Here is a 15,937-nt window from a genome sequence, read left to right on the forward strand (position 1 = left end):
TCAGGCATGCGCCGGCTGTTCCGCCGACGGTGCCGTGCCTTCGCGTCCGCCGAACAGACCCGCCATCCAGCGGCCGATTTCCTCGGCATTGGTCGCCCCCGTGGCACGCACCGGCGACAGTCTGCCACCGGCCAGCACCGCGATGCGGTCGCAGATATCGAACAACTCCTCCAGTTCTTCCGAGATCACCAGGATCGCGACGCCGCGCGCGGACAGATCGAGCAACTGCTGGCGAATGAACGCCGCCGCGCCGACATCGACGCCCCATGTAGGCTGCGCGACCACCAGCACTTTGGGCGCCTGCAGAATCTCGCGTCCCATGATGTATTTCTGCAGATTGCCGCCCGACAGACTTTGCGCGAGCGCTTCGGAGCCGCCGCAACGCACGTCGAACGCGTCGATGCAGCGCTTCGCGAACGCGCGCATCGCACCGGACCTGATCCAGCCCGACTTCACCATCTGCTGACGATGCGCGGTGAGTAACGCGTTCTCCGACAACGACATCGCGGGCACCGCGCCGCGTCCAAGCCGCTCTTCCGGCACGAAGCCGAAACCGAGCGCGCGACGGCCGCCCGCACCGAGCCGCCCGGCCGCCTTGCCGCAAATCGTCACGGCGTCGGCGCGCGCGCCCCGCTTTTCGCCGGACAACGCCGACAGCAATTCCGCCTGGCCGTTGCCCGACACGCCCGCGATACCGAAAATTTCGCCCGCATGCACGCTGAACGACACGTTGTTCAGCGACGTGCCGAACGGGTCGTCACTTTCGACCGACAACTCCTTCACGTCGAGCAGCACCGCGCCGGGGTTGTGCTCGCGACGCGTGTAGTCGGGCAGCGAATGGCCGACCATCAGTTGTGCGAGCGATGCGTGCGTCTCGCCTTTCGGCTTCACATGACCGGTCACGCGGCCGCCGCGCATCACCGTGGCGGTGTCGCAGAGTTCCTGGATTTCGTCGAGCTTGTGGCTGATGTAGAGAATGCTGCAGCCTTCGGCGGCGAGACGGCGCAGCGTCGCGAAGAGCTTTCTCACCGCTTGCGGCGTCAGCACTGAAGTCGGTTCGTCCATGATCAGCAGACGCGGATTCTGCAGCAGGCAGCGCACGATCTCGACGCGTTGCCGCTCGCCCACCGTCAGGCTATGCACGTGACGCTGCGGGTCGATGTCGAGACCGTAATCGGCGGAGACTTCGCGGATCCGTTTGGAGAGCGTCTTCAGATCGAACGGTTCGTCGAGTGCGAGCGCAATGTTTTCGCCGACCGTGAGCGTCTCGAACAGCGAAAAATGCTGGAACACCATGCCGACGCCGAGCTTGCGCGCCGCCGCCGGACTCGCTATTTCGACCGGCTGGCCTTCCCAGCGAATCTCGCCGGCATCGGGCCGTACCGCGCCGTAGATGATCTTCATCAGCGTGCTTTTACCGGCGCCGTTTTCGCCGAGCACTGCATGGATTTCACCCGGCTGGACGATCAACGTGACGTCGTCGTTGGCGCGCACGGCCGGATATTGTTTGGTGATGCCCGAGAGCACCAGCCGGGGCGTCGCCTGTTCCGGCCTGGGTGCCGGCTGCGCGGCGGCGCCGTTGCTATAAGAAGAGTCGCTCATGTGATTCCGTAGTACGTCAGAGACTGCCGGTTACAGCGTGTCCGTCCACCTCGCCGGCAGACGATCCGTCACCACAACCGGGTGACAATACCTAATTCGACCCAGTCAGTCGAGCCGCCAAAATTCCCGCAAACCCGCGCCGTTGCGCGCTCTGCGGGTATGCCTCCCTTGACGCGGTTTTTCGTTCATATTAAAACGCATATACCCCCACGCCCGTTCGATCAGCCAGAACATATATTTCGGAGAAGTCATGAGTCAGCAACGCGAGGCGATCGATACGTACCTTCTACGCGTCTTGCATACTTTATTGATGGAGCGCAGCGTCACGCGCGCGGCCGTCAAACTGAATCAATCGCAACCTGCCATCAGTGCGGCGCTGCGCCGCCTGCGCGACATCACCGGCGACCCGCTGCTGGTGCGCGGCAAATCCGGCATGGTGCCGACCGAGTACGGCCTGCGCCTGCTCGAACCGGTGCAGAACGCGCTGCGCGAAATCGAGCGCATCAAGTTCCAGCAGCACAACTTCGATCCGGCGACGTCGATCCGTTGTTACCGGATCGGTTGTCCCGACTACCTGAACGTGCTGTTCGTGCCGACCGTGGTCGAACGTTTTCGCCAGGCCGCGCCGAATGCGACGCTCGAATTTCACTCGCTTGGGCCCGCCTTCGACTACGAACTCGCGCTCGAAGACGGCAAGCTCGACATCGTGGTCGGCAACTGGCCGGAGCCGCCGGAGCAGTTGCATCTGTCGAACCTGTTCGTCGATCAGATCGTCTGCCTGATGAGCAACACGCATCCGTTCGCCAAACGCGGCGGGCTGACGCTCGACCAGTATCTGAATGCTCCGCATCTCGCGCCGACTCCTTACTCGGTGGGCCAGCGCGGCGCGATCGACGTGCACCTCGCGCGCGAGCGGTTAAAGCGTCATGTGGTCGTCACGTTGCCGTACTTCAATCTGGCGCCGTACGTGCTGATCAAGTCCGATCTGATCTTCACGACGACGCGCCTGTTTGCCGATTACTACGCGAAGTTTTTGCCGCTCACCGTGGTGCCCGCCCCGCTCGATTTCCCGCCGATGCAGTACTACCAGTTGTGGCACGAGCGCGTGCATTACTCCGATGAAGTGCGCTGGTTGCGCAGCCTGGTCGCCGAGGCGACCAAAACCTTGATCGACAAGCCTTGAACCTTCCGTACTGAGAGTTTCCCGCCGCCGTTCAGGCCTGGTGGCGGCGGAAACTCGATTAGCTTGCTGCGGCTGTTTTCAAGCTTTTCTTCATGCCGGCTCTCCGCAAGTTGCTCGCGCGGTTCGGTTGCCTGTCAGCCGGTACTACGCGGCCGCTTCGTAAAGCGTCTTCGCCAGCCGGTTGTGCCGCTCGATCACCGGGCCCAGTTCCAGCGTCGCCAGTTGTCCGTCTTTCACCACCACCTTGCCGCCGATCACGCTATAGCTCACCTGCGAGGGCGCGCAGAACACCAGCGCGGCAACCGGGTCGTGCAACGCGCCCGCGAACAGCGGCTGACGCAGATCGAACGACACGAAATCCGCCGCCATGCCCGGCGCCAGTGCGCCGATATCGTCGCGGTTGAGCACCTTCGCGCCGCCGAGCGTCGCGATTTCCAATGCTTCTCGCGCGGTCATCGCGTCGGGTCCGAAGCCGACCCGCTGCAACAGCAGCGCCTGCCGCACTTCCGCGACCATCTGCGCGCCATCGTTCGACGCCGATCCGTCCACGCCCAATCCAACCGGCACACCCGCGAGCCGCATCCGTTTGACCGGCGCAATGCCCGACGCCAGCCGCATGTTCGAACACGGGCAATGCGCGACACCCGTGCCGGTGCGGGCGAACAGTTCGATGCCCGCATCGTCGAGTTGCACACAATGCGCATGCCATACGTCGTGACCGACCCAGCCGAGATCTTCCGCATACTCGGCGGGCGTCATGCCGAACTTCTCGCGGCTGTACGCAATATCGTTGACGTTCTCCGCCAGATGCGTGTGCAGCGACACGCCATACTGGCGCGCCATCACCGCCGACTCGCGCATCAGATCGCGGCTCACCGAGAACGGCGAGCACGGCGCGACGACCACGCGCAGCATCGCGTAACGGCCTTCGTCGTGATACGTCTCGATCAGACGCTGCGTGTCCTTCAGAATGTCGGGCTCGCGCTCGACCACCGAATCCGGCGGCAAACCGCCGTCCTTCTGCCCCACGCTCATGCTGCCGCGCGCCGCGTGAAACCGCATGCCGATCCGCTGCGCAGCGACGATGCTGTCATCGAGCCGGCTGCCGTTCGGATAGATATACAGATGGTCGCTCGACGTCGTGCAGCCTGACAGCAGCAGCTCGGCCATCGCCGTCAGCGTCGAAACTTCGATCATCTCCGGTGTGAGGTTCGCCCACACCTTGTAGAGGTTCGTGAGCCAGCCGAACAGTTCGGCGTTCTGCGCGGCGGGTATCGCGCGCGTCAGGCTCTGATACATGTGGTGATGCGTATTCACGAGACCGGGGATCACCAGGTGCCCGCGCATGTCCAGCACTTCGTCGGCCGTTTGCGGCAAGTCCGCCGTCGGTCCGACCGCGACGATCCGGTTGTCTTCGATATACAGGCCGCCGTCGCGCAATTCGCGCCGGGCGCCGTCCATCGTGACCAGCACGTCCGCGTGCTTCACCAGCATCGTTTTCTTCGGCCTGCCTGCCGTCTGTTCCACCTTCTGCTCCATCGTCATTCGTTTTCTCCGCTTCAATGCTTCCGTGCAAAGCCGTTCGAACGCGATGTGGCGCACGCTCACCGTGCCGCCGCGTCCCGTCGAACGCCGTTGGCCCGGTTACCCAGCGTCTTCCGCCGTCTTCGGGTTGTGTGCCGCAGCCCAACACTTCAGGTTCGGGTTTGCTGCGGCACACAGCCGTAACCTTCGACGGCCAAAAAAACGCTGACAACTCGCGCCAATGCGATACCCAACTTCACGCTGCCGATATAGTGGGCCTTTTTTGGCACCGGTACGATCCGCCGGTGGGTTCGATTCAGCGTATTGATCGAACAAATCGGCATGCTGTGGCTTTCAACAGGCTGTCTGTCATGCGCCGGGGCTTATCTTTCCTATCTCGCGCGCGCTGAACGGAACATCCTTTTTACAATGGCTGCCACGGCGCTCGCTTCATTTCGCCGACGGGTATGTAGCCACTGACGTGGAGCCTCGATCCGCCGCAAACGTATCTGGATCGGGCCGCCGCCGAAACCTCGCAAACACACAAGGAAAATTGCGAATGGGAAAGCTCACAACCCATGTGCTCGACACCGCGAACGGCCGTCCCGGCGCGGGCATCAAGGTCGAACTCTTCGCGCTGTCGGGCGACACCCGCCGCGCGCTCAAAACCACCACCACCAATGACGACGGCCGCTGCGACCAGCCGCTGCTCGAAGGCGACGCGCTAGTCGCGGGCGAATACGAACTCGTGTTCGGCGCGGGCGACTATTTCGCGTCGATCGGCACGAAGGTGCCGGAGCCGCGTTTCGTCGATCGCGTGGTGTTGCGCTTCGGCGTCGCCGATGCCGGTGCGCACTATCACGTGCCGCTGCTGGTGTCGCCGTGGTCGTACAGCACGTATCGCGGCAGCTAGGAGGCTGACGCCGATATGCGTCCGATTGCCTTGCGCAGAGGGTCGCCCGACACCGGCGACCTGTCCGCGAAACGCAATCGACCGCGTGCGGTTCGGCCCCGCGATCTGACTGGAAGCACTGTTAAAAAACGGCGTGCTGCGAACTGAGCGCAGCGTGTCTTTCACCCCGCAGTCGGCGCAGTGACGTAATACGTGCCCGAGACCCGTCAAGCGGGTCCGCACAAGGCCGAACGTCATCGCGCATACAACGAATCAGAAGTGGAGGAGTTTCATGGAAGGCTTTATCACCGACTGGCTGAACCTGGCGATTCGCTGGTTCCACGTCATCGCCGCGATTGCATGGATCGGCGAATCGTTCTATTTCGTCGCGCTCGACAACAGCCTGAAACCGCCGACGGACCCGAACCAGCGCCGACGCGGCGTGTTCGGCGAGCTGTGGCACGTGCATGGCGGCGGCTTCTACAACATGCAGAAGTACACCGTCGCGCCGCCGGAAATGCCCGACGATCTGCACTGGTCGAAGTGGCCGTCGTACACGACGTGGCTGTCGGGCTTCGGTCTGTTCACGGTGCTGTATCTGTTCTCGCCGTCCACTTACCTGATCGACAAGAACGTGCTCGATATGGGTCCGGTGGTGGCAGTGGCGTCGGCAATCGGCTTTCTCGCGGCGGGCTGGATCGTCTATGACTCGCTGTGCCGCCTGCTCGGCACTAAAGACAAGGTGCTCGGCATCTGCGTCGGCGTGTATGTGTTCATCGCCGCGTGGCTGGCTTGCCACATTTTCGCGGGCCGCGCCGCGTACCTGATCATGGGCGCGATGCTCGCGACGATCATGTCGGCGAACGTGTTCTTCGTGATCATTCCGGGCCAGCGCAAGATGGTCGCGGCGATGCTCAAGGGCGACACGCCGAACCCGATCTACGGCAAACGCGGCAAGCAACGCTCGGTGCACAACACGTATTTCACGTTGCCGGTGGTGTTCGCGATGCTGTCGAACCACTACGCGATGACCTACACGCATCCGTACAACTGGGCCGTGCTGCTGGTCATCATGCTGGCTGGCGCGCTGATCCGTCAGTTCTTCGTGATGCGTCACCGTGGCCAGGTGCTGTGGTATCTGCCGCTGGTCGGCATCGCGCTGATGTTCTGCGCGCTGGTCTGGACCATGCCGAAGCCGATCGTCGCGCAGGCTCAGGCTGCGAACGCGCCGTCGGTGAAAGTGGCCGACATTGCGCCGGTGCTGCAACAGCGTTGCGTGGCGTGCCACTCCGCGCATCCGACGATGATGGGCAGCGCACCCGCAGGCGTGTTGCTCGATACGCCGGATGAAATTTCGCAGAACGCGCAGCGGATTTATCAGCAGGCGGTGACGCTGAAGGCAATGCCGCTCGGCAACGTCACGCACATGACCGACGACGAGCGCATGAAAATCGCTGCGTGGTTCGAAGGTGGTGCGGTGAAGTGAGATTTGCAGGAATTCGCACGCGGTTTGTCGTTTTTGACTGAAGGCCGGGGGAGCGTGCCGGCCTGAAGAGGCGGCATCATTGAAAAGCGGGCTTTTCGCGTAAGCGGGAAGCCCGCTTTTTCTTTTGTCGCCCTTTCGCGCGGATTGCCAATTATTAAATCGCATTTGGTAGCCCAAGAGCTACAAAAAATGCTATACCAGATCAAAATGTAGCCCATAGGCTACAAATCGGTCATTTATTTTTGTGTCCCATAGGCTACAATAAAGCGACAAATCGCAGAAATTGATGCCTTGGGGCTACAAATGACCAATCTGGCCGACGTATCCGACATGCTGAAAACCGTGCGACGCGAAAGTAATCTGTCGCAGGAAGAACTGGCGCGGCGCGCGGGCGTCGCGCGCACCACCGTCGCGCGGATGGAAACGCTCGCCAAAAACGATATGAGCGTGTCGGTGCTCGTGCGTCTGCTCGAAGCAGCGGGCTACGACCTGAAGTTCGTCGCGCACGGGCATGGGCGCACGCTCGAAGACATCCTCGCTGAACAGCGCAGCCCGGACGCGAACTCATGAAACTCGACGTTCAGGTTCTGGGCAAGACCGTTGCCACGCTGTTCCGCGAGCGCGACGACTACGTTCTCAAATACAACGCCAACGCAAATGCCGCCGATTTCGTCAGCCTGGCCATGCCGGTTCGTGACGAAGCGTGGCGCTGGCCGCGCGATCTGCATCCATTCTTCCGGCAGAACCTGCCGGAAGGCTATCTGCTGAATCTGATCCGCGAGCAATTCGGGCCGTTGCTCGACGGCACCGATCTCTCGCTGCTGGCGGTGGTCGGTGCAATGGGTATTGGGCGCGTCACCGTCACGCCCGAAGGCGTCGCGCCCGGCACCGAATTGCAGGCGCTCGACGTGCAGGACATTCTGCATGGCGACAACACCGCCGACCATTTCTCGCAACTGGTGCGCGAATATGCACGCGCGGCAATTTCGGGCGCGGTGCCGAAATTCATCGCGCCGGACCGGCAGGCAAACAGCGAAGCTGTACCGACGCCACTCGGCAAGCCGACCATCCGCACGAGCCGTCACATCGTCAAGGGCTCGGACGACAGCACGCCGTTTCTCGGCTTCAACGAGTTCTATTCGATGCGCGTGCTGGAGCGGCTCGATGTGGCAAAGGTCGCGCGTACGCAGATGTCGGACGATGGCCGCGCGCTGATCGTCGAGCGCTTCGACGTGGATGCCGACGGCCTGCCCGCCTATGGCGTCGAAGACATGTGCGGTCTGCTGGGTCTGCCGCCGCATGAGAAATACAACTCGACCACCGAGAAAATGCTCAATGCCGCACGGGCTTATCTGCTCGATCGCGACAGCATGCGGCTTCAACTGGAACAGCTCGCGTGGCACCTGCTGACCAACTACGTGGTGCGCAACGCCGACTGTCATACGAAAAACGTTGCGCTGTACTACACGTCCGTCGACGATGTCGCATTCACGCCCGTCTACGATATCGTCACGACCCAGGCTTACCCGCGATTTGCCGCGAATCCGCCGGGCCTGCCGATCGACGGCCGCAAGACCTGGGCAGCCGGCAAGACGCTCGAGCGCTTCTTCAATACGCGGATGGGCATTCCGCCCCGGCAGTACGCGCAGATGGTCGAAGCGTTGTGCGATTCGGCGGTCACGGTCGGCCATGAGCTGATCGAAGCAGCGCGCAATGAGCCGCAATGGCACACCGTCGCGAAGCAGATGCTGCATGCGTGGGACGACGGCATGGCGTCGTTGCGCTCGTCGAAGAAAAGCCTGCAATTCAAGGGACTGAAACCCGCGATCGAGGCGGCGGGATTTTCCGCGCCCGAACCGGCTGAAAAAGCGCGTGAGGTGATTGGGCGCTCGCCCTTGCTTGGAAAACGGTGAATCAACGCGCGCGCGATTTGCACCGGCCGGCCGCAATGAAAAAGGCCCACGGCACCTGCATGCCGTGAGCCTTCTTTAACATTGCGCTGCGCGTGGGAAACAAACACGCGCAGCGACAACCCTCAAACCGCGACCGCGCTCAACGCATCTTCCGTGAGCCACAGCGGCTCGGCCAGATCCTGCTCATTCAGATTCAGCCCGTCCCCGCCACGATCGACGACGATAAAGTCGCTCACATCACCCAGCGCGATCAGCGGATGGTGCCAGACGCCCTTCGCATAATTGACGCCCTGCCAGCCGCTCGTCACGAACGCGCGAATCTGCGATGCATCGAGATCGCCCGCCGGCGCGACCACGACCAGATACGGCTTGTCGTTCAGCGGCACGAACGCCTGACTGCCCAGCGGATGACGTTCGAGCATCTTCACTTCGAACGGCAACACGCGCGGCTGTCCGCGAAACAGGTTGACCAGCGTGCGACCGTTTTCGTCGGTGACATCCACTTTCGCGAGATCGTGAAAGCGGATCGTCGTGCCGAGGTTGATCGGAATCTGCTTCGCGCCTTCGAGTTCGATCACATCGCCGAATGCGGCGAACGCCTCTTTCGTCAACGGTTCGATTGCGAGCGTTTTCATGATGCGAGCGTGCCCCACAGACGCAGACGCGACACGCCGCCGTCCGGAATGATGTTAAAGCGTACGTGCGTGACCGGACCCAGCGCCGCGATCTCGCTTTCGAAGAAATGCTGCTTGTCCATTTGCAGCTTCTGTTCGCCGAGCAGCACCGGCCAGAACATGGCCTGCGTGACCAGCGAACTGTCGGTGCCGCCCGTCACGAACGCGGCCTGGATCGAGCAGCGGTCCGGATAGTTGCCCTTGAAGTGCGCGGTGTCGACTTCGATCTTTTTGATCACGCCCGGCTGTGCCAGCGCGATGATCGCCCAGTCGTTGCCCGGCTCGCGGCGACGGCGCGTTTCCCAGCCGTCGCCCATGTTCACGCCGCGACCCGGCATCAGCAGCGTGGATGCCGCGCCGAAGTGCTGGTTGTTCGCGCCGACCAGATACGCGCCGTTTTCCATCGCGGCCAGATCGAACTGCTCGGTGCGGCTCGCGCCTGCCCAGTCGACTTGCGGCTGACCATACACACGCAGACGAGCAATACCGCCGTCCGGGTAAATGTTCACGCGCAAATGCGTGTACGCGTTCGCGTCGCTGACTTCGTGATAATGGTGGCTATTGCCCTGCAACGTCGACGACGGCACGATCTCGGTCCACTTCGTCGACTGATTCGGCGCGCCGTCCACCACGCGCGCGGCTTCTACCGAGGCCGCCGGCGGGAAGTTGCCGGTGAAGTGGCTGGTGTCGAGATCGAGCCCCTTGATCACGCCCGGACGCGCGAGCTTGACGATGCACCAGTCATAGCCCGACACGCGCTTGCGGCGCGTTTCCCAGCCGTCCATCCACTTGCCGTTGTCGTCGTACTTGCCCGGAATGAAGACGGCCGGCTCCGGATTCAGCATGCGTTCCTTCGGCGCGAAGAAATCGTCGCTGGACTCGAGCGCCTGCGCGCCCAGACGCGGGTCCGCCAGATTCACATAGCGGCGCGTGAATTCCGGTGCGTTGGGATCGAGAATCGGGAGTGCCATCTTTGTCTTCCTTGATTGTGGGTGCTGAAAAAACGTTTCGATTCGAGAGTTGCGATGCGTGTGCGCATTAACAAGGCGTGATCGAAATCACGCCTGAGCGCTTACGCATCGATCAGATCGTCGAGCCGGAAACGTGCGATGCGGTAGATCTGGTCGAGGCTTGCGCGCAACTCGTCGGAGCGACTGTTGTTCACGCGCGCCTCGAAGTTCGCGATGATGCCGTGACGGTCATAGCCGCGAACCGCCAGAATGAACGGAAAACCGAATTTCTCGCGATACGCGCTGTTCAGCGCGAGCAGCTTGTCGAACTCTTCCTGAGTGCATTGCGCGAGGCCCGCGCCGCTCTGTTCGCGGGTCGACTCGGCGGTGAGCTCACCACGTACCGCGGCCTTACCGGCAAGCTCCGGGTGCGCGTTGATCAGCGCCAGTTGTTTCGCTTCGCCCGCCGTTTCGACAACGCCCGACATCTTGCGATGCAACTCGTCGATGCTCGCGAACGGCCGTTGTTGCGCGGCGACTTCCGCGACCCACGGCGAATGCTCGAAGATGCCCGAGAGCGCGGTGATAAACGCGTCGGCCGGGATGCTGTTGAGTTGGTCGAGTGTGTATTGCATCGCCTTCATGCCGCAGCCTCGCGGTTGTTTTGCTGGTAAGGGTGATGTTCGCGCCAGTGACGCGCAATATCGACGCGCCGCGTCACCCACACGCGATCGTGCTGTTCGATATGGTCGAGAAAACGTTGCAGTGCGCGGAAGCGCCCGGGGCGGCCGAGCAGACGGCAATGCATGCCGACGGACAGCATTTTCGGTGCTTCGTCGCCCTCTTCGTAGAGCACGTCGAATGCGTCGCGCAGGTAGGTGAAGAAGTGATCCGCCGTGTTGAAACCTTGAGGGCTGGCGAAGCGCATGTCGTTGGTGTCGAGCGTGTACGGCACGATCAGTTGCGGCTCGGTTTTACCGCCCTTGACCTCGACGTCCATCCAGAACGGCAGGTCGTCGCCGTAGTAATCGGAGTCGTACAGAAAGCCGCCATATTCCGCGACCAGACGATGCGTATTCGGGCTGTCACGGCCGGTGTACCAGCCAAGCGGGCGCTCGCCCGTCACGCGCTCGATCGCTTCCATGCCGAGGCGCATGTGCTCGGCCTCTTTCTCCGGCGACACATCCTGGTAATGAATCCAGCGGTAGCCGTGACACGCAATCTCATGCCCCAGTTCGACGAAGGCGCGCGCGAGATCGGGATGTCGTTCGATCGCCATGCCGACACCGAACACTGTAAGCGGCAGATGACGTTTTTCGAACTCGCGCAGGATGCGCCACACGCCCGCGCGCGAACCGTATTCGTAGATCGACTCCATGCTCATGTGACGAGACGGATAAGCGGCAGCGCCGACGATCTCCGACAGAAACTGCTCCGAGCCAGGGTCTCCGTGCAACACGCAGTTTTCACCGCCCTCTTCGTAATTCAGGACGAATTGCACTGCGACGCGCGCTCGACCCGGCCAGTTGGCCTGTACCGGGTGGCGGCCGTAGCCGATCAGATCACGTGGGTAGTTCGAGTCGAGTGGCATGGTTTGACAATGCGTGGTGACGGTATGAAAAATTCGCGCGACGCTCTGAGCGGCGATATATGCACCTGACACGTGAGCTTTTTGCGCAAGTCCACGTGCGATGCGACTGCATGTGCGTCTCGCCGGCGCGGGTACGAACGGGGCTGAATCAGCGGCAAAAACCGCGTTTCGGCACCCTCGCCGAGTTGAATCAGTGTAGCGAAAACACCCGGATGCGCCCATACACCCGGGCAGATAGTGCGTGTCAGACTGAATGTATGTGCTGCGCCGATTCCTTCGCGTTTACCCGGGCTGAATCGGATGTTTCTGCGGATTCTCGAAGATTTTTTGACGAATCTCCATGCGTGACGACGTGTGCGCCGGCTTGCTGCTGATTAGGATCGGCCGGACCCGACGCGGCCGACCCGCGCGGCGACTGCGGATGCAACTCCGTTGCGCCCGGGCTGAACGACTCCAGCGCGCCGTCGTAGCGCTTGGCCAACGGTCGCGCATAGTCGCCGCGCTTGGCCGTCGAAAGCCGCAGCGAGACCAGCGCCTCACTCCATTTCACGGCCGCCGTCACGCCTTCGATCACCGGTGCGCCGAGCGCGTCCTCGATCTCCCGGCACAGTTCGGCCATGCCCGCACAACCCAGCACGATCGCGTCCGATCCATCCTCGGCGAGCGCACGACGGCATTCGTCGAGGATGATGCGGCGCGCCGCCGAACCCGGCTTGTCGAGATCGAGCACGGCTACATCAGTCGCGCGGACATTGCGGCAGAAGCGCTTCATCCCGTAGCGCTCGGCGAGATGCCACGCCATGCCGCAAGTGCGGGCAAGCGTCGTTACGACAGAAAAGCCCGGCGCCAGCACGCTCGCCGCATGCATCGCAGCCTCGGCAATGCCGATGACGGGCCCGCGCGCCACCTCGCGCGCCGCATACAAACCGGGGTCGCCGAAGCAGGCGATCACGTACGCGTCGCAGCCTTCGCGCTCGCCTGCGGCGACTTCCGCCAGCAGGCCCGGCGTGGCGAGCGCTTCGTCGTAATAGCCTTCGATCGACGGCGGCCCCATGGTCGGATTTACCGCGATCACTTCGGTGCCTGGCGCGGCGACTTCCCGCGCGCAACGGCCCATTGCGTCCGTCATGCGCTGGGTCGTATTCGGGTTGATCAGTTTGATACGCATCTCGACTCCTGTTGCAATTCATTTGCGGCTACGAATCGGGCCGCGAACTGGCGAATTGGCGGGCAAAACGAACGGGCAAACGACCGGCGAGACTCAGCGCGCAAGAATGCGATAGAACAGCGCGGCCAGCCCGGCGCCGAGGAACCACGAGAAATTCGCCACGTTGTCGAGCGCCGGCGTCATCACGCAGACCACGGTAATCAACGCGGCCGGCAGCAGCGCAGCCACAGCCTGGTAGTTGACACCGTTGCGATACCAGTACGAACCGGTCGGCTCCACCGTGTACAGATCGTCGAGCACGATCTTCTGACGCTTCACCAGATAGTAGTCGACGATCAGGACGCCGTACAAAGGGCCGATGAAGCTGCCAAGAATGTCGAGCGTGTAGTGAATCACGGCCGGGTTGTTGAACAGATTCCACGGCGTGATGAAAATCGACGCCACCGCCGCGAGCATGCCGCCCATGCGCCAGCTGATCAGACGCGGCGCGACATTCGAGAAGTCGAACGCCGGCGACACGAAGTTGGCCACGATATTGATGCCGATCGTCGCAATGGTGAAGGTCAACGCGCCGAGAATCACCGCGGTCGGATAGTCGATCCGGCCCACCGTTTCGACCGGGTCCGTGATCAGTTCGCCGAAGACCGGCAGCGTGGCTGCAGTCGTCACCACCGTGACCAGCGAGAACGCGAGGAAGTTGACCGGCAGTCCCCAGAAATTGCCGCGCTTCACGCTGCGAAAGCTCTTACCGTAGCGGGAGAAGTCGCCGAAATTCAGCATGGGGCCGGAGAAGTACGAGACGACCAGCGAGGTTGCCGTGATCATCACCGGCACGACCTGCATGCCGTGATATTTGACACCGCCCAGGTTGATGCCGATGTTGCGCCAGCCGGCGCGATACACCATGTAGCCCGCGAGGATGAACATCACGACATAGACCGCCGGACCCGCGAAGTCGATGAACTTCTTGATGGTTTCCATGCCGTGCCAGAACACCAGCGCCTGCAACGTCCACAGGAGCATGAAACCGGCCCAGCCGAGCGTCGAGAGGCCCATGAAGCCGTGGTGGTGAACATCCGCATAAGGCAGCCATTGCGGGACGAATTTGAGCACCACGATCACCAGCGCGCTCGACGCCAGATAAGTCTGAATGCCATACCAAGCGACCGCGATCAACCCGCGAATCACAGCCGGAATATTCGCCCCGAGCACACCGAACGTCGCGCGACACGCGACCGGATACGGCACGCCGTTCATCTGGCTCGGCTTGGCGATCAGGTTGCACAGCAGATTGACGATCGTGATACCGACCAGCAGCGCAATCAGCACCTGCCAGCTCGTCAGACCGAGCGCGAACAGACTGCCCGCGAATACGTAACCGCCGACGCTATGCACGTCCGACATCCAGAACGCGAAGATGTTGTAAGCGCCCCAGGTCTGTTCGCGCAGCGGCGCGAGATCTTCGTTATAAAGCCGCTCGCTATAGCCTGCCGGCATCGACGATTCGCCGGACGCGCTGCCGTCTGCATAAGTGGGTAGGTTGCGACTGCCGGGCGCTGCACTGAACTGAGCCATGATTCCTCCTTGGGTGGGGACCCTCGATAGCGCATCGAAGGACGTTGCACCAGCCGTGCCAGTCGCGCCCTCTTTGCCCGCGTACGTTTTAACGTTAGCTTTCGCTGTCGGGAAAGGAAGCCGGCGCTGTCTGTCAGGGCCGTGCCGCGGGTGTCTCCGTACTGAAGTACTTGTGGTGATCGCATCGCCGGCTGCCGCGAATGTCCGGCAATACGTTGCTGCCCAAAGTCCGTCGTTCGAAGACGGACACGCGTGCGCAAGCCGGCAGCGCTCACGCCGAGCCGCCTTGCAACGCCTGATCCAGTTCGATTCAATTCAGTGCGGCGCGCACCGCTAACGGGCGCTTCTGCTCAAACCTGCTCGCACTGACTGCTTGCCTCAGCCTGCTGTGGAATTGGCTTTGGAGGCATTTTTCGGCGCCGCACCCAGCGTGCCGAACACTTCATGCAGATCGGCCGCGCCACGAGCGGGGCGGTCCAGCATCTTCAACTCGACGCTTTGCAGATGGCGCGACATCAGGGCCGCCGCCTCCTTTGCGTCGCCGGCGTCGAGCGCGGCGAGAATGGCTTCGTGGTCCTCGAACGAGCAAGGGCTGCGTCCGAGCGACTCGTACAACGCGGAAATCAGCGTGGAGCGCGCAACCAGGCCATTCAGACAGTCGCACAACACGGCATTGCCGGTGAGTCCTGCCAGTTCGGTGTGGAACTCGCCCGACAGGCGAATCCACGCCGGAAAATCACGTGTTTCGAACGCCTTACGTTCACGGCCGATCATGCTGCCGATGTTCTTCAACCGACGCATGCCGTGACCGTTGCAAATCTTTTCAACCACGGCAAGTTCGATGATGCGGCGCATTTCGAACACTTCGTGCACTTCCTGCAGCGACGGACTCGCGACGAACGCACCGCGATTCGGCTCGAGATCGACGAGATGGTCGGTCGCCAGTTGCGCGAGCGCCTGCCGGATCGGGCCACGCTTCACGCCGAATACTTCGCATAACTGCGCTTCGGTCAGCTTGGCGCCAGGAGCCAGCCGATGCTCGAGGATCGCCGCGCGGATGCGCTCGGCAATCGCTTCGGGTTTCGAACTGGTGATGGCGGCGAAGTCTGTGTCGGACATGATGTTTGTCTCGGTATGTTGGTCATCTTAGAACGGACATAAAGATTGTCAACAATTTTTGTTTTGAATTTTGACAATTTCTTGCGGAGGCTGAGGTTTGCGATGGGCGCGGTGGAGTGCTTCGCGCAGTGCAGCTTATTTAGCAGGTTTATTAATTGATAAGCAGTCGCGTGATCGACAGCGGATTTTGTCAACAAAATCCGCCTGCGGTCGTGGTCGATTATGGTTATCGACGTGGCCAAGAGACGACCGTTAGTTGC

14 protein-coding genes are annotated in these 15,937 nt (G+C 62.0%); 5 read left to right on the plus strand and 9 right to left on the minus strand.

The window, feature by feature from the left end; translation table 11 throughout:
* Positions 1 to 1,602, minus strand: coding sequence for an ABC transporter ATP-binding protein (locus BLS41_RS10240; RefSeq protein WP_074764202.1), 1,602 nt, complete (start codon positions 1,600 to 1,602; stop codon positions 1 to 3).
* Between the two features lie 250 nt (positions 1,603 to 1,852).
* Here BLS41_RS10240 and BLS41_RS10245 point away from each other — a divergent pair, with 250 nt between their 5' ends.
* Positions 1,853 to 2,785 (plus strand): LysR substrate-binding domain-containing protein, encoded by a 933-nt coding sequence (locus BLS41_RS10245; protein ID WP_074764203.1) that lies wholly within the window; start codon positions 1,853 to 1,855, stop codon positions 2,783 to 2,785.
* A 144-nt stretch (positions 2,786 to 2,929) separates the two neighbouring features.
* Here BLS41_RS10245 and BLS41_RS10250 read toward each other — a convergent pair whose 3' ends face one another.
* Complete coding sequence (locus tag BLS41_RS10250) at positions 2,930 to 4,330, minus strand: 8-oxoguanine deaminase (protein WP_074764204.1); 1,401 nt, start codon at positions 4,328 to 4,330, stop codon at positions 2,930 to 2,932.
* Between the two features lie 538 nt (positions 4,331 to 4,868).
* Between BLS41_RS10250 and uraH the strand changes: the two genes are divergently transcribed.
* From uraH to BLS41_RS10270, 4 genes are all read left to right on the plus strand, one after another.
* Positions 4,869 to 5,222: a hydroxyisourate hydrolase gene (gene uraH / locus BLS41_RS10255; RefSeq protein ID WP_012433320.1), complete on the plus strand. Its 354-nt coding sequence runs from the start codon at positions 4,869 to 4,871 to the stop codon at positions 5,220 to 5,222.
* A 271-nt stretch (positions 5,223 to 5,493) separates the two neighbouring features.
* Entirely contained in the window at positions 5,494 to 6,687 is a 1,194-nt protein-coding gene (locus tag BLS41_RS10260; RefSeq protein WP_074764205.1) for a urate hydroxylase PuuD, read from the plus strand.
* A gap of 303 nt (positions 6,688 to 6,990) precedes the next feature.
* The gene (locus tag BLS41_RS10265) at positions 6,991 to 7,257 is read left to right on the plus strand and encodes a helix-turn-helix domain-containing protein (RefSeq protein WP_074764206.1); all 267 of its coding nucleotides are present in this window, start codon (positions 6,991 to 6,993) and stop codon (positions 7,255 to 7,257) included.
* A complete protein-coding gene (locus BLS41_RS10270) occupies positions 7,254 to 8,600 on the plus strand; it encodes a type II toxin-antitoxin system HipA family toxin (protein WP_074764207.1) in 1,347 nt (448 codons plus the stop codon). The genes BLS41_RS10265 and BLS41_RS10270 overlap by 4 nt, the downstream gene beginning before the upstream one ends.
* 122 nt (positions 8,601 to 8,722) lie before the next feature.
* Here the strand turns inward: BLS41_RS10270 and BLS41_RS10275 are convergent, their stop codons facing one another.
* The 7 genes from BLS41_RS10275 to BLS41_RS10305 all read right to left on the minus strand — a co-directional run bounded on the left by BLS41_RS10275 (position 8,723) and on the right by BLS41_RS10305 (position 15,677).
* Complete coding sequence (locus BLS41_RS10275) at positions 8,723 to 9,235, minus strand: ureidoglycolate lyase (RefSeq protein ID WP_074764208.1); 513 nt, start codon at positions 9,233 to 9,235, stop codon at positions 8,723 to 8,725.
* Entirely contained in the window at positions 9,232 to 10,245 is a 1,014-nt protein-coding gene (gene alc / locus BLS41_RS10280; protein WP_074764209.1) for an allantoicase, read from the minus strand. The genes BLS41_RS10275 and alc overlap by 4 nt, the downstream gene beginning before the upstream one ends.
* 101 nt (positions 10,246 to 10,346) lie before the next feature.
* Positions 10,347 to 10,868: a 2-oxo-4-hydroxy-4-carboxy-5-ureidoimidazoline decarboxylase gene (gene uraD, locus BLS41_RS10285; RefSeq protein WP_074764210.1), complete on the minus strand. Its 522-nt coding sequence runs from the start codon at positions 10,866 to 10,868 to the stop codon at positions 10,347 to 10,349.
* A complete protein-coding gene (puuE, locus tag BLS41_RS10290; RefSeq protein WP_074764211.1) occupies positions 10,865 to 11,815 on the minus strand; it encodes an allantoinase PuuE in 951 nt (316 codons plus the stop codon). Before puuE ends, uraD begins: the two co-directional genes overlap by 4 nt.
* A gap of 244 nt (positions 11,816 to 12,059) precedes the next feature.
* Positions 12,060 to 12,983: an aspartate/glutamate racemase family protein gene (locus BLS41_RS10295; protein ID WP_074764212.1), complete on the minus strand. Its 924-nt coding sequence runs from the start codon at positions 12,981 to 12,983 to the stop codon at positions 12,060 to 12,062.
* 93 nt (positions 12,984 to 13,076) lie between these two features.
* The gene (locus BLS41_RS10300; RefSeq protein WP_074764213.1) at positions 13,077 to 14,558 is read right to left on the minus strand and encodes an NCS1 family nucleobase:cation symporter-1; all 1,482 of its coding nucleotides are present in this window, start codon (positions 14,556 to 14,558) and stop codon (positions 13,077 to 13,079) included.
* A gap of 378 nt (positions 14,559 to 14,936) precedes the next feature.
* Positions 14,937 to 15,677, minus strand: a complete 741-nt coding sequence (locus tag BLS41_RS10305) for a GntR family transcriptional regulator (RefSeq protein WP_074764214.1) — start codon at positions 15,675 to 15,677, stop codon at positions 14,937 to 14,939.
* Positions 15,678 to 15,937 lie beyond the last annotated feature (260 nt).

The sequence above is a fragment of the Paraburkholderia fungorum genome, assembly GCF_900099835.1.
GTDB classification, from domain to species: domain Bacteria; phylum Pseudomonadota; class Gammaproteobacteria; order Burkholderiales; family Burkholderiaceae; genus Paraburkholderia; species Paraburkholderia fungorum_A.

Excerpts from the sequence above, each read along its gene's own strand:
- BLS41_RS10295 (WP_074764212.1), bottom strand. The coding sequence starts at position 12,983 with ATGCGTATCAAACTGATCAACCCGAATACGACCCAGCGCATGACGGAC.
- BLS41_RS10260 (WP_074764205.1), top strand. The coding sequence starts at position 5,494 with ATGGAAGGCTTTATCACCGACTGGCTGAACCTGGCGATTCGCTGGTTC.
- uraD (WP_074764210.1), bottom strand. The coding sequence starts at position 10,868 with ATGAAGGCGATGCAATACACACTCGACCAACTCAACAGCATCCCGGCC.
- alc (WP_074764209.1), bottom strand. The coding sequence starts at position 10,245 with ATGGCACTCCCGATTCTCGATCCCAACGCACCGGAATTCACGCGCCGC.
- puuE (WP_074764211.1), bottom strand. The coding sequence starts at position 11,815 with ATGCCACTCGACTCGAACTACCCACGTGATCTGATCGGCTACGGCCGC.
- BLS41_RS10275 (WP_074764208.1), bottom strand. The coding sequence starts at position 9,235 with ATGAAAACGCTCGCAATCGAACCGTTGACGAAAGAGGCGTTCGCCGCA.
- BLS41_RS10300 (WP_074764213.1), bottom strand. The coding sequence starts at position 14,558 with ATGGCTCAGTTCAGTGCAGCGCCCGGCAGTCGCAACCTACCCACTTAT.
- BLS41_RS10250 (WP_074764204.1), bottom strand. The coding sequence starts at position 4,330 with ATGACGATGGAGCAGAAGGTGGAACAGACGGCAGGCAGGCCGAAGAAA.
- BLS41_RS10240 (WP_074764202.1), bottom strand. The coding sequence starts at position 1,602 with ATGAGCGACTCTTCTTATAGCAACGGCGCCGCCGCGCAGCCGGCACCC.
- BLS41_RS10305 (WP_074764214.1), bottom strand. The coding sequence starts at position 15,677 with ATGTCCGACACAGACTTCGCCGCCATCACCAGTTCGAAACCCGAAGCG.
- uraH (WP_012433320.1), top strand. The coding sequence starts at position 4,869 with ATGGGAAAGCTCACAACCCATGTGCTCGACACCGCGAACGGCCGTCCC.
- BLS41_RS10270 (WP_074764207.1), top strand. The coding sequence starts at position 7,254 with ATGAAACTCGACGTTCAGGTTCTGGGCAAGACCGTTGCCACGCTGTTC.
- BLS41_RS10265 (WP_074764206.1), top strand. The coding sequence starts at position 6,991 with ATGACCAATCTGGCCGACGTATCCGACATGCTGAAAACCGTGCGACGC.
- BLS41_RS10245 (WP_074764203.1), top strand. The coding sequence starts at position 1,853 with ATGAGTCAGCAACGCGAGGCGATCGATACGTACCTTCTACGCGTCTTG.